This window comes from Mesorhizobium sp. P171375, from assembly GCF_057786075.1.
The window spans coordinates 6,602,014-6,615,367 of the sequence record NZ_JBYNWF010000001.1; the positions used below are offsets into that span (position 1 = coordinate 6,602,014).

At 64.7% G+C, this 13,354-nt stretch carries 12 protein-coding genes; 8 read left to right on the forward strand and 4 right to left on the reverse strand.

Annotation, left to right across the window (positions count from 1 at the left end; translation table 11 throughout):
- The first annotated feature begins 24 nt into the window (after positions 1-24).
- The 6 genes from kdpA (at position 25) to ACYHH6_RS32225 (ending at position 8,101) form a co-directional block, all read left to right on the forward strand.
- A complete protein-coding gene (gene kdpA, locus ACYHH6_RS32200; protein WP_352585785.1) occupies positions 25-1,728 on the forward strand; it encodes a potassium-transporting ATPase subunit KdpA in 1,704 nt (567 codons plus the stop codon).
- Between the two features lie 8 nt (positions 1,729-1,736).
- Entirely contained in the window at positions 1,737-1,952 is a 216-nt protein-coding gene (locus tag ACYHH6_RS32205; RefSeq protein ID WP_352585783.1) for a hypothetical protein, read from the forward strand.
- Positions 1,949-4,042, forward strand: coding sequence for a potassium-transporting ATPase subunit KdpB (gene kdpB / locus ACYHH6_RS32210; protein WP_352585781.1), 2,094 nt, complete (start codon positions 1,949-1,951; stop codon positions 4,040-4,042). Before ACYHH6_RS32205 ends, kdpB begins: the two co-directional genes overlap by 4 nt.
- A gap of 12 nt (positions 4,043-4,054) precedes the next feature.
- A complete protein-coding gene (gene kdpC, locus ACYHH6_RS32215) occupies positions 4,055-4,618 on the forward strand; it encodes a potassium-transporting ATPase subunit KdpC (RefSeq protein WP_352585778.1) in 564 nt (187 codons plus the stop codon).
- Between the two features lie 67 nt (positions 4,619-4,685).
- Complete coding sequence (locus ACYHH6_RS32220) at positions 4,686-7,412, forward strand: DUF4118 domain-containing protein (protein WP_352585776.1); 2,727 nt, start codon at positions 4,686-4,688, stop codon at positions 7,410-7,412.
- Positions 7,409-8,101, forward strand: coding sequence for a response regulator transcription factor (locus tag ACYHH6_RS32225; RefSeq protein WP_192259127.1), 693 nt, complete (start codon positions 7,409-7,411; stop codon positions 8,099-8,101). Before ACYHH6_RS32220 ends, ACYHH6_RS32225 begins: the two co-directional genes overlap by 4 nt.
- Before the next feature lie 8 nt (positions 8,102-8,109).
- Here ACYHH6_RS32225 and ACYHH6_RS32230 read toward each other — a convergent pair whose 3' ends face one another.
- A complete protein-coding gene (locus tag ACYHH6_RS32230; RefSeq protein WP_352585774.1) occupies positions 8,110-8,688 on the reverse strand; it encodes an invasion associated locus B family protein in 579 nt (192 codons plus the stop codon).
- A 225-nt stretch (positions 8,689-8,913) separates the two neighbouring features.
- Here ACYHH6_RS32230 and ACYHH6_RS32235 point away from each other — a divergent pair, with 225 nt between their 5' ends.
- Together ACYHH6_RS32235 and ACYHH6_RS32240 are read left to right on the forward strand one after the other, a co-directional pair.
- Positions 8,914-9,186: a hypothetical protein gene (locus ACYHH6_RS32235; protein ID WP_192259130.1), complete on the forward strand. Its 273-nt coding sequence runs from the start codon at positions 8,914-8,916 to the stop codon at positions 9,184-9,186.
- 122 nt (positions 9,187-9,308) lie between these two features.
- The gene (locus tag ACYHH6_RS32240) at positions 9,309-9,785 is read left to right on the forward strand and encodes an NUDIX hydrolase (protein ID WP_352585772.1); all 477 of its coding nucleotides are present in this window, start codon (positions 9,309-9,311) and stop codon (positions 9,783-9,785) included.
- A gap of 3 nt (positions 9,786-9,788) precedes the next feature.
- Here the strand turns inward: ACYHH6_RS32240 and ACYHH6_RS32245 are convergent, their stop codons facing one another.
- From ACYHH6_RS32245 to ACYHH6_RS32255, 3 genes are read right to left on the reverse strand one after another with little or no spacing between them, the layout of a single operon-like run.
- Positions 9,789-10,640: a citryl-CoA lyase gene (locus ACYHH6_RS32245; RefSeq protein ID WP_352585770.1), complete on the reverse strand. Its 852-nt coding sequence runs from the start codon at positions 10,638-10,640 to the stop codon at positions 9,789-9,791.
- Positions 10,637-11,815, reverse strand: coding sequence for a CaiB/BaiF CoA transferase family protein (locus tag ACYHH6_RS32250; protein ID WP_352585768.1), 1,179 nt, complete (start codon positions 11,813-11,815; stop codon positions 10,637-10,639). The genes ACYHH6_RS32245 and ACYHH6_RS32250 overlap by 4 nt, the downstream gene beginning before the upstream one ends.
- A 15-nt stretch (positions 11,816-11,830) precedes the next feature.
- Positions 11,831-13,354: a tripartite tricarboxylate transporter permease gene (locus ACYHH6_RS32255; protein ID WP_352585767.1), complete on the reverse strand. Its 1,524-nt coding sequence runs from the start codon at positions 13,352-13,354 to the stop codon at positions 11,831-11,833.

Genomic DNA, 13,354 nt, shown 5'->3' on the forward strand with positions numbered 1-13,354 from the left:
CGCAAGGCACGGAAAGCTATTCTCATGACTCTCAACGGATGGATACAGATCCTCGTCTATTGCGGGATCGTCGTTTTGCTGGTGAAGCCGCTCGGCGGCTACATGTATCGCGTCTTCAACGGCGATCGCACCCTTCTCTCGCCCATACTTGGCCCGGTTGAACGCGGCCTTTATCGCATATCGGGAACCAGTGAACGCGAGGAGCAGCACTGGACGACCTATTCGGCAGGCATCATCTTCTTCAGCCTCGCCAGCTTCCTGGTGCTTTATGTCCTGCAGCGCCTGCAAGGCGTGCTGCCTTACAATCCGGCGGGTATGACGGCTGTCGAACCCAATCTCGCCTTCAACACCGCCGTCAGCTTCGTCACCAACACCAACTGGCAGAATTACGGCGGCGAAAGCACGATGTCCTATCTCGTGCAGATGGCCGGCCTGACCGTGCAGAACTTCCTGTCGGCGGCTGTCGGCGTCGCCATTGCGGTGGCGCTGATCCGCGGCTTCGCCCGGCACTCGGTCAAGTCGATCGGCAATTTCTGGGTCGATATGACCCGCTGCACGCTCTACATCCTGCTGCCGCTCTGCATCGTGCTCACCCTGGTCTATGTCTGGCTCGGCATGCCACAGACGCTCGGGCCATATGTCGACGCCACCACGCTGGAAGGCGCCAAGCAGACGCTGGCGCTCGGCCCCGTTGCCTCGCAGGTCGCCATCAAGATGCTCGGCACCAATGGCGGCGGCTTCTTCAACGCCAATGCCGCGCATCCGTTCGAAAACCCGGATGCTATCTCCAACCTGATCCAGATGGTGACGATCTTCGCGCTGGGTGCGGCGCTGACCAACGTCTTCGGTCGCATGGTCGGCAACCAGCGCCAGGGCTGGGCGATCCTGGCCACGATGGGTGTGCTGTTCATCGCCGGCGTCGCCATCTGCTACTGGGCCGAAGCCGCAGGCAATCCGCTGGTTCACGCGCTTGGCATCGACGGCGGCAACATGGAAGGCAAGGAGAGCCGCTTCGGCATTGCCGCTTCGGCGCTGTTCGCGGCCATCACCACGGCAGCAAGCTGCGGCGCCGTAAACGCCATGCATGACTCGTTCACCGCGATCGGCGGCTTGATCCCTATGGTCAACATGCAGCTCGGCGAGGTCATCGTTGGCGGTGTCGGCGCCGGCTTCTACGGCATCATGATGTTCATCATCGTCGCCGTCTTCGTTGCCGGCCTGATGGTCGGCCGCACCCCGGAATATCTCGGCAAGAAGATCGAAGCCAAGGAGGTCAAGATGGCGATGCTCGCCATCCTGTGCCTGCCGCTGGCAATGCTGACCTTCACCGCCATCGCGGTCGTGCTGCCAAGCGCCGTGGCCTCCATGGCCAATGGCGGGCCGCACGGCTTCTCCGAGGTTCTCTATGCCTACACCTCGGCGGCGGCCAACAACGGCTCGGCCTTTGGCGGCCTTTCCGGCAACACGCCCTGGTACAACATCACGCTTGGCATCACCATGTGGGTGGGTCGCTTCTTCGTCATCATCCCGGCGCTGGCCATTGCCGGCTCGCTGGTGGCGAAGAAGACGGTACCTGCCTCGGCCGGCACCTTCCCGACCGATGGTCCGCTGTTCGTCGGCCTGCTCGTCGGCGTCATCCTGATCGTCGTCGGCCTGACCTTCTTCCCGGCACTGGCGATCGGACCGATCGTCGAGCACCTGGCTGCCATCAACGGGCAGACCTTCTGAGGCTTGTCATGTCCTGGTTCAACCCAAAACGCAGGAAGGGCCGGACGCGAGCCGGCACCGAGGGGGAGGATCCTCCCCCTCCCTTCCCCAGCGTGTCCACCTTCGTCGGCCTCTCAGCAGTCATGATCGTGATCTGGCTGCTGGCCTACGGGCCGCCGCACCTTTTCTCGGCATCCGATCGATCGGTGCCGGCCAACATTTCAGATACTGGAGCCACCAAATGAGCCAGTCCAAATCCGCTGTCATCATGGATGCCAGCATCCTGTGGCCCGCCATCGGCGGCGCCTTCAGGAAACTCGACCCGCGCACCCTGGTCAAGAACCCGGTGATGTTCGTCGTCGCCATCGTCTCACTGCTGACCACGGTCCTGTTCATCAGGGATCGCTTCACCGGCGGCGGCGATTTCGGCTTCACCTTGCAGATCATCATCTGGCTGTGGTTCACCGTGCTGTTCGCCAACTTCGCCGAAGCCGTCGCCGAAGGCCGTGGCAAGGCGCAGGCCGACTCGCTGCGCAAGGCGCGCACCGAAACGCAGGCCAAGCTGCTTGCCGGCGAGGACCGCTCCAAGTTCAAGCTGGTGCCCGGCACCAGCCTGAAGGTCGGCGACATCGTGCTGGTCGAAGCCGGCGACATCATTCCGTCCGACGGCGAAGTGATCGAAGGCGTGGCCTCGGTCAACGAGGCGGCGATCACCGGCGAGTCCGCACCCGTCATTCGCGAATCCGGCGGCGACCGTTCGGCCGTCACCGGCGGCACCCAGGTGCTGTCCGACTGGATCCGTGTGCGCATATCAGCCGCCTCCGGCCACACCTTCCTCGACCGCATGATCTCGCTGGTCGAGGGCGCTGCCCGCCAGAAGACGCCCAACGAAATCGCGCTGAACATCCTGCTCGTCGGAATGACGCTGATCTTCGTGCTCGCCACCGCGACGATCCCGAGCTTTGCTTCTTATTCCGGCGGCTATATCTCGGTGACCGTGCTGGTCGCGCTGTTCGTCACCTTGATCCCGACCACCATCGGCGCCCTGCTGTCGGCCATCGGCATTGCCGGCATGGACCGTCTCGTGCGCTTCAACGTGCTGGCCATGTCCGGACGTGCCGTGGAGGCCGCCGGCGACGTCGACACGCTGCTGCTCGACAAGACCGGCACCATCACGCTCGGCAACCGCCAGGCCACCGAATTCCGCCCGGTCAAAGGGGTAACCGAGCAGGAACTGGCTGATGCGGCGCAGCTCGCTTCGCTGGCCGACGAGACGCCGGAGGGACGCTCGATCGTCGTGCTGGCCAAGGAGAAATATGCCATCCGCGCCCGCGACATGGCGACCTTGCATGCGACCTTCGTGCCCTTCACCGCCCAGACCCGCATGAGCGGCGTCGATGTCGATGGCTCGTCGGTGCGCAAGGGCGCCGTCGATTCGGTTCTCGCCTATGTCAACCAGTCGACATCGGCCACCCATGGCGCGCGCCCCGCCAGCGACACCGTCAAGGATCTCCAGGCGATCGCCGACGAGATCGCCAAGTCCGGCGGCACACCGCTGGCGGTCGAGCGTGACGGCCGCCTGCTCGGCGTCGTCCACCTCAAGGACATCGTCAAGGGCGGCATTCGCGAGCGTTTTGCCGAACTGCGCAAGATGGGCATCCGCACCGTGATGATCACCGGCGACAATCCGATGACGGCGGCGGCGATCGCGGCGGAAGCCGGCGTCGACGACTTCCTTGCCCAGGCAACGCCGGAAGACAAGCTGAAGCTGATCCGCGACGAACAGGCCAAGGGCAAACTTGTCGCCATGTGCGGCGACGGAACCAACGACGCACCCGCCCTTGCCCAGGCCGATGTCGGCGTCGCCATGAACACCGGCACGGTCGCCGCCCGCGAGGCCGGCAACATGGTCGACCTCGACTCTGACCCGACCAAGCTGATCGAGATCGTCGAGATCGGCAAGGCGCTGCTGATGACGCGCGGCTCGCTGACGACCTTCTCGATCGCCAACGACGTCGCCAAATACTTCGCCATCATCCCGGCGATGTTCGCCGTCTTCTACGTCGCGCCGGGGCAGACCACCGGACCGCTGCAGGCGCTCAACATCATGCACCTGGCGACACCGCAAAGCGCCATCCTGTCGGCCATCATCTTCAATGCGCTGATCATCATCGCGCTGATCCCGCTGTCGCTGAAAGGCGTCAAATACCGGGCCATCGGCGCGGGCGCCCTGCTCAGCCGCAACCTGCTGGTCTACGGCCTCGGCGGCATCATCGTTCCCTTCGTCGGCATCAAGGCGATCGACATGATCGTCACCGGCCTCGGCCTCGCTTAAGGAAACACTTCCATGCTCACCCAGATACGACCCGCGATCATCATGATCGTCTTCTTCACCGTCCTGACCGGCCTGGTCTATCCCCTGGGGATGACCGGCATCGCCCAGGCGCTGTTTCCGCACCAGGCCAATGGCAGCCTGATCGAAAAGGACGGCAAGGTCGTCGGCTCCGAACTGATCGGCCAGGCCTTTGCCGGCGACAAATATTTCCATGGCCGCCCCTCGGCTGCCGGCGACGGCTACAACGCCGCGGCATCGAGCGGCTCCAACCTCGGCCCGACCAACCCCAAGCTGATCGACCGCATCAAGGGCGATGCCGACAAGCTGAAGGCGGAAAATCCGAACCAGCCGGTGCCGATGGATCTGGTGACGACCTCCGGCAGCGGCCTCGATCCCGACATCAGCCCTGAGGCCGCCTATTTCCAGGTCGCCAGGGTGGCCAAGGCCAGGGGCTTCGACGAAGCCAAGGTCAAGGCGCTTGTCGACAGCCATGTCGAAGGCCGCGAACTTGGCTTCCTCGGCGAGCCGGTCGTCAATGTTCTGGCGCTCAACCTGGCGCTGGACGATACCAAGTGAGAGACAGTCTTTGAAGCCTAGCGCCGGGGATCGACAGCATCCCCGGCGCCGTTCATGATCGAGCCTGATGCCGGACGACAGAAGCAACGACACCAGACCCTCTCCGGACGCGCTGCTTGAGCATGCGGAACGGGAAGAGCGCGGCCGTTTGCGGATATTTCTCGGTGCCGCCCCCGGTGTCGGCAAGACCTACGAAATGCTGATGGCCGGCCGCGCCAGGCTTGCCGACGGCGTCGACGTGGTGATCGGCATCGTCGAAACCCACGGCCGCAAGGAAACCCTGGCGCTGGTCGAAGGCTACGAGGTCATCCCGCGCCAGAAGGTCAGCTACAAGGACCGCGTGCTGGGCGAGATGGACATCGACGCCATCCTCGCCCGCCGTCCGGCGCTGGTGCTTGTCGACGAGCTCGCCCACACCAATGCGCCCGGCAGCCGCCACCCCAAGCGCTATCTCGATGTCCAGGAACTCCTGACCCGCGGCATCGACGTCTACACCACGCTCAACATCCAGCATGTCGAGAGCCTGAACGACGTCGTAGCGCAGATCACTCGCGTACGAGTGCGCGAGACGGTTCCCGACTCCATCATCGACCAGGCTGACGACATCGAGATCATCGATCTCACCCCCGACGACCTGATCAAGCGGTTGAAGGAAGGCAAGGTCTATTTCCCCAACACCGCCCAACGCGCGGTCGAAAACTATTTCTCGCCCGGCAATCTGACGGCGCTTCGCGAACTGGCGCTGCGCCGCACCGCCCAGCGCGTCGATGAGCAGTTGCTCAACCACATGCAGTCGCATGCCATCCAGGGTCCGTGGGCGGCCGGCGAAAGGGTGCTTGTCTGCGTAGACTCGCGTCCGGGCGGAGCCTCCCGCATCCGCTATGCGCGCCGGCTGGCCGACCGGCTGCGCGCTCCGTGGACGGCACTCCACGTCGACACGCCGCGTTCGGCCACCATGTCCGAGGAGGACAAGGACCGGCTGGCGACGCTGCTGCGCCTGGCTGAGCAACTCGGCGCCGAGGTGACGACCATTCCGGGCCAGAACGTTGCCCAGGACATCGTCCGCCATGCGACGGCCAACAATTTTACCCACATCGTCATCGGCAGGCCAACCCGGTCGCGCTGGCGCGAGCTGATCGAAGGCTCGCTCACCTACGATCTCATCCGCAATGCCGGCGACATCAGCGTCCATGTCATTTCGGGAACCGAGCGCGGCAACGAGGCGGCCTCGCGGAACGTCAAGGCAGCGGACGAGCAATGGCAGTTCGATGTCTGGCCCTATCTCAAGGCGACGGCCTTCGTTGCCGGCTCGCTCGGTTTCGCCGCGCTGCTCGACCAGTTTCTCGACGTCCGCAATCTTGCGATCATCTTTCTCATCGGCGTGCTGACATCGGCGGTGGCCGGTGGTCTGTGGCCGGCTCTATATGCCTGTGTGGCCAGCGCCCTTGCCTTCAACTTTTTTTTCCTCGAGCCGCGCTACACGCTCACCATCCGGGATCCGGAGAGCATTGTCGCGCTCGCCGTCTTCCTTGTCGTTGCCGTCATCGCCAGCAACCTGACGGCGCGCGTGCAGCGCCAGGCGGTCGCTGCCCGCTCACGCGCCCGGGCGACGGAGGATATCTACCTCTTCTCCAAGAAGCTTGCCGGCGCCGGCACGCTTGACGACGTGCTCTGGGCCACGGCCTTCCAGATCGCCTCGATGCTGAAGCTGCGCGTGGTGCTGCTTTTGCCTGAAGATGGCACGATCACCGTCAAGGCCGGCTATCCACCCGACGACACACTGGCCGAGGCCGACATCGCCGCCGCCCGCTGGGCCTGGGAGCACAACCGTGCCGCCGGCCGTGGCGCCGACACGCTGCCCGGCGCCAAGCGCCTCTATCTGCCCTTGCGGACAGGCCGCACCGCCATCGGCGTCGTAGGCCTCGACAACGACAAGCAAGGGCCGCTGCTGACGCCTGAGCAGCAGCGCCTGCTCGACGCACTGGCCGACCAGGCGGCGGTCGCCATCGAGCGCATTCAGTTGGTCGCCGATGTCGACCGCGCCAATCTGGCGGCCGAGGCCGACCGGCTGCGCTCGGCGCTGCTGACCTCGATCTCCCATGATCTGAAGACGCCGCTTGCGGCCATCATGGGCGCGGCCGGCACGCTGCGGGAATACGCGCCCTCATTGCCCGAGAGCGATCGAGCCGAGCTGCTGACCACCGTGCTCGACGAATCGGAGCGGCTGAACCGCTTCATCGCCAACCTGCTCGACATGACCAAGATCGAGTCCGGCGCCATGGAGCCGAATTTCGCTCTTCACTATGTCGGCGATGTCGTCGGCTCGGCCTTGCAGCGGGCGCGCAAGATCATTGCCGGACACAAGACCGAAGTCGATATTCCGGCCGATCTGCCGATGCTGAAGCTCGACCCCGTCCTGTTCGAGCAGGCGCTGTTCAACCTTCTCGACAATGCCGCAAAATACGCGCCGCCGGGGTCGACCATCCGCGTGCAGGGCTGGGTCGACAATGGCTCCGTCGTGCTGCAGGTCATGGATGAAGGACCGGGCATTCCACCCGCCGACCTGGAGCGGATCTTCGACAGCTTCTACCGGGTGCGCAAACGCGACCAGGTCCAGGCCGGCACCGGGCTCGGCCTGTCGATCTGCCGCGGCTTCATCGAGGCGATGGGCGGCACGATCACGGCGGCGAACCGCAGCGATCGCACGGGCGCGGTCTTCACCATCCGCATGCCGAGGCCGGCACAATCGCCCGGCATCAGCGCGGACGGGCAAGCATCTGGTGATCTGGCATGACAAATTCCAACGTCAGCATATTGGTGGTCGATGACGAGCCGCCGATCCGCAAACTGCTGCGCGTCGGCCTCGGCAGCCAGGGCTATGCGGTCAGCGAGGCGCCCAACGCCAGGGCCGCGATCGAGATCGTCGATACGCAAAAGCCGGATCTGATCCTGCTCGATCTCGGCCTGCCCGGCATGGGCGGCCTCGATCTCTTGCGCAAATGGCGCGACGACGGGCTCGACGTCCCCGTGGTCATCCTGTCCAGCCGCACCGACGAGGCCGGCATCGTCGCCGCACTGGAACTGGGCGCCGACGATTACATCACCAAACCGTTCGGCATGAACGAGCTGGTCGCCCGCATCCGCGTGGCGCTGCGCCACAAATTCCAGCAGCAGGGCGAGAAGCCGGTCTTCCACACCGGCGATCTCAGCGTCGACCTGGTCAAGCGCATCGTCAAGGTCGAGGGCAAGGAGGTAAAACTCTCGCCGAAGGAATACGACATATTGCGTATTCTGGTGCAGCACGCCGGCAAGGTTCTCACCCACCATTTCCTGCTGAAGCAGGTGTGGGGCGATTCCACCGACGTGCAGTATCTCAGGGTCTATGTCCGCCAGCTCCGGCAGAAGATCGAAAAATCGCCCGACCAGCCGCGCTACATCACCACCGAGACCGGCGTGGGGTATCGGCTGCGCGAGGTCGAGTGACCGGGCGCTCAGTCAGCTGACAATTCCGCGGTCCGGGTCAGTGCGCCGCCGAAGCCGTTGAGCGGGATGGTGAAGCTCACCGCTTGCCCGGTATCGGCCGCGAAGGCGCCGATCTTCAGCGTGGTGGCTCCCTTGAGCAACGGCGTGACGCTGGCATCGAACGCCACCGGCACCAGGCAACCGACGGCCTGGCAGGTGTTGAACGGCAGGCTGCCATCCAGCTTCTGGTCGTCGATGGTCAGGCTGACGCCTTTGGCCAGCGCCAGACCGAATGGCAGCGCCAGCGTTCCGGCCGCATCCTCGCCGCTCTTGCTCGACAGCTCTATTGCCAGCAGGCGCTGGTTGGTTTGCTTGTTGAACTGCTGATGTGACAGGCTGCAGGCCTTATTGGTCCCCGTTATCTGGCAATTGACCGTCCAGTCGCCATGGGTTTCGGACAGCGCCGACGCGCCGCCAGGCAGTGTCGGGCCAGCGGCAGCGGCGGCAGGTGCTGCCTTGTCGGTCTTGGTCTGCGCGGCGACCGCCGCCGGGCCAAGAATACAGACGCTGCCCAGTAGCGCTGCGAAATATACTTGCCTGCTTTTCATCAATATCTCCCGATTGTGCCTCGAGCCAGCCGCCATTGAGCTCAAGGACCGCGCCCGATAGAGCGTTCAATCGATCTTTTCTGTCAAGTGCGGGCAGGTCCCATCCGCCACTGGCTCCGCCGATTTCGCAACCATGGCAGATCGGGACGAACGCCCTATATAGAAGGAAGGCTATGTCTGTGCGGGAATGAACGGATGTCGACGCTTCGTCTATCGACAATTCTGATGTCGGCGATGCTGGCGGCGGTGACGCTGCCGGGCATGGTGCAATCTGCCTCGGCGCAGGCCGTCAATCCCGGCACAAACCGTCTGATCCAGCAGAACGAGCTGCAGCAGTTGCGCAACAGCCTGCAGCGGCAGCAGTTCCAGCAACAGCAGCAGCAATATCGCGACCAGGACCGCCGGATCGTGCCGCAGCCGCGCCCTGAAGTGCCGGTCGTCAGGCAAGCTTGCCCAATTCAGATCGTCGGCAACCAGATTGTGCGTGTTTGCCGTTGATATCGGTCGCTTGCGATTTACTTAGTCGACTTATCTAATAAAAATGCTTCATTGCCTCGCGGGCATTTTTGGGGTTTGCAGGCGGCGTGCGGCGGTGCGCCCGTCGACCGGGTTATCAGCAAATGGCGACGACGAAGAAAAAGGCGGTGCGCAAGGCAAGGCGAGGTGAGCGGATTCGCCAGGTCGCCGCCATACCCTTTCGCCTGGACGCTGACGGTAATTTCGAAGTGATGCTGGTGACGTCGCGCACAACGAAGCGCTTCATCGTGCCCAAGGGCTGGCCGATGAAAGCCAAGAGCGGGCGCAAGGCCGCCACCATCGAAGCACGCGAAGAGGCGGGCGTGCTCGGCAAGACCCGCAAGGCGCCGGCCGGCAGCTATTCCTACTGGAAACGATTGGAAAACAGTTTCGTCCGCGTCGACGTCGTCGTCTACCTGCTCGAAGTGTCCGAGGAACTGGCCAACTGGCAGGAGGCCAAGAGCCGCCAGCGCGCCTGGCTCAAGCCGCAAGACGCGGCGTTGCTCATCGATGAGCCCGATCTTTCGACATTGATGGCAAACCTGGCGACCACGCAGCCAGCGGCGCCAGACCCGGCCTGAGCCTCACTTGCCCTCGTCGCCTTCAGCGGGAAACGGCCGCACGGGCGTGCCTGTATAGGCCCACAGCCATTCGCGCGGCAGCGGCCCCTTGTTGCGGTCGCTCTGCTGCGACTGCTCCCAGGCATGCGCCAGGATGCCAACCGAGCGCGACAACACGAACAGGCCGCGCGTCAGCGGCGGCGGAAAGCCGAGTTCGCCATAGATGACGGCGGTGGCGCCGTCGATGTTGAGCGGTATCTTCTTGCGCTTGCGCCGCGCCACCTCCGCCTCGACAGCCTCGGCGATGTCGGCGAAGCGTCCGCTGACGACGCCGCGCGCGGCAAAATCGCGGGTCACCTCGATCAGCCGCGGCGCGCGCGGATCGATCGGATGGAAGCGGTGGCCAAACCCCGGCACATAGCCCTTCTCCTCGGCGAAGAAGCGATCGAGCCGCGCCGATACGGCTTCGCTGAGCGTCGCGCCCTGATCTAGCGCCACGGCAATGTCGCCGTAGAAGGACAGCGCCTGTTCGCCCGCACCGCCATGCACGTCACCCAGCACGTTGACGGCCGAGGCCATGGCGCTGTTGATGCCGACGCCACAGGTGATGGCCATGCGGGCAATGGCGATCGACGGCGCCTGCGGCCCATGATCGACGGCAGCCCCCAGCGCAATGCCAAGCAGCGCCGCCTGGTCCTCGCTTGGCAGTTCGCCGCGCAGCATCAGCCAGATGACAGCCGGAAAGCTGACGCGGCCGATCAAATCCTGGATTTCATAGCCGCGTAGCCGGATGATGCCGGGGCTCATCTCGATGATGCCGGTCTGCCACCATTCCTCACCGCGCTCGCGGCCGGTTTTTTTCTCAAGCTCGCTCACGCGCTTCTCCTGGTGCGCGGCGGCAGGGTGGAAAAAACCTCGTCCATGTGTTCGCCGAGCTCAGGCGGCGGCAGGACCGGCAAGGGTGCCTGGCCATCGACCATGAAGCCGCCGCGCACGACGGTCAGCGGCTGGTCCATGCCGGGCAGGCCCTGGAAGCGGGTGGTCATGTCGCGCTCGGTCACCTGGCGCTCGCCCAGCACCTGCGGGATGGTCAGCACCCGGCCCGCCGGCACGCCGGCGCGGTTGAACTTTTCTTCCCAGGCGGCGGCCGAGCCACTGGCCAGAGCCGTCTCGATCAGCGCCTTCAGCGCCGCGCGGTTCTGCTTGCGGATCTCGCGTTCGGCAAAGCGCGGGTCCGATGCCAGCCCCGGCTGGCCGATCAGCCGGCAGAGCGTGACGAACTGTTCCTGCTTGTTGGCGGCGATGTTGAGCAGGCCGTCGCCGGTGCGAAACGCACCGGAGGGCGCCGCCGTCATGTTCTCGTTGCCCATCGGCTTTGGCTCGACGCCGGCCGTCAGGTAGTTGGACACCGGCCAGCCGAGCGCCGACAGCGTGCATTCGAGCATCGAGACATCGAGAAACGCGCCCTCGCCTGAGGTCTTCTGCTTCACAAGTGCTGCGGCAATGGCAAACGCCCCGACCAGCCCGCCCAGCGTGTCGGCAACGGGATAGCCGACCCGCAAGGGTGCGGTCTCCTGCGTGCCCGTGACGCTCATAATGCCGGAAAGCCCTTGGATGATCTGGTCGTATGCCGGATTGTCGCGCATCGGCCCGGTCTGGCCGAACCCTGATATGGCGCAATAGACGAGACCGGGGCGAACCTCTTTCAGCTTCTCATAGCCGAGCCCAAGGCGCTCCATCACGCCGGGACGAAAATTCTCGACCAGCGCGTCGGCCGAGGCGACCAGATCGAGGAAACGCTCGCGATCGGCTTCGCTCTTGAGATCGAGCACCACCGATCGTTTGCCGGCGTTCTGCGCCAGGAACGATGCGCCCATGCCGGCTTTGTTGAGCGCCGGCGAGGCGCCGAGTTGGCGCGCCAGATCGCCGCCTTGCGGCGCCTCGACCTTGATGACGTCGGCGCCAAGCAGCGCCAGCTGGTAGGCGCAGTAAGGCCCGGCCAGCACGTTGGTCAGGTCGAGAACACGGATGCCTGCAAGCAGATCGGTCATGATGCTCCAGATCGCTCAGGCATCGCCCGGCACATGCTCCGGTCCACGCCGGCGCCTATGCTCAATGAAGGCCCAGATATGCGGACCGGCGAGCCCGATGAAGGCGAGGATCAGCAGCACCAGCGACAGCTTGTGGGTGTAGAACACCGACCAGTCGCCATTCGAGATCGTCATCGCCCGGCGGAACTGGGTTTCGGCGAGCGGCCCGAGGATCATGCCGATGATCACTGGCGCGGTGGGGAAATCGAAGCGCCGCATCAGGAAGCCGGCGGCCCCCAGGAGATAGAGGATGACGAGATCGATCGGCGATTGCGAGATGCCGTATGTGCCGACGGTCGCGAACACCAGGATGCCGGCGTAGAGCTGCGGCGCCGGAATTTTCAACAGCCGCACCCACAGCCCGATCAGCGGCAGGTTGAGGATGACCAGGATGACGTTGGCGATGAACAGGCTGGCGATCAGGCCCCAGACCAGATCGGCCTGCGTCGTCAGCAGCAGCGGCCCCGGATTGATGCCATAGCTCTGGAAGGCCGACAGCATGATCGCGGCCGTCGCCGAGGTCGGCAGGCCGAGCGTCAGCATCGGCACCAGCACGCCGGCGGCCGAGGCATTGTTGGCGGCTTCGGGTCCGGCGACGCCCTCGATGGCGCCGACCGTGCCGAACTCCTCCTTGTGCTTCGACAGCTTCTTTTCGATGGCATAGGACAGGAAGGTCGGGATTTCGGCGCCGCCGGCCGGCATGGCGCCGATCGGGAAGCCGATGAAGGCGCCGCGCAGCCAGGGCTTCCACGAGCGCCCCCATTCGGCTGCCGTCATGTAGAGAGAGCCTTTGAGCGGCACGATCTCGTCCTTGCCGGCATAGCGGCGCGAAGCCATGTAGAGAGTCTCGCCGACGGCAAACAGGCCGACCGCGGCAATGATGACATCGACGCCGTCGAGCAGTTCGTTCGTGCCGAAGGTGAAGCGCGGCTGTCCGGTCTGCAGGTCGACGCCGATCATGCCGATGACAAAGCCGAGGAACAGGCTGGTGAGGCCGCGCACCGACGACGAGCCAAGCACCGCTGACACCGTGATGAAGGCGAGCACCATCAGCGAGAAATATTCGGCCGGCCCGAAAGCCAGCGCGAACTTCACCACCACCGGCGCCAGGAAGGCAACGCCCAGCGTGCCGATGGTACCGGCGACGAAGGAGCCGATCGCCGAGGTCGCCAGTGCCGCGCCGCCACGGCCGGAACGGGCCATCCTGTTGCCTTCCAGCGCTGTGACGATGGTGGCGCTTTCGCCGGGCGTGTTGAGCAGGATCGACGTCGTCGAGCCGCCATACATGGCGCCGTAATAGATGCCGGCGAACAGGATGAAGGAGGCTTCCGGCGCCACCTGGTAGGTGATCGGCAAGAGCAGCGCGATGGTCAGCGCCGGCCCAAGGCCGGGCAGCACGCCGATGGCGGTGCCAAGCGTGGTGCCGACCAGGCACCACAGCAGGTTCATCGGTGAGAAAGCGACGGAAAATCCGTGTCCGAGATGGCCGAGCGTTTCCAT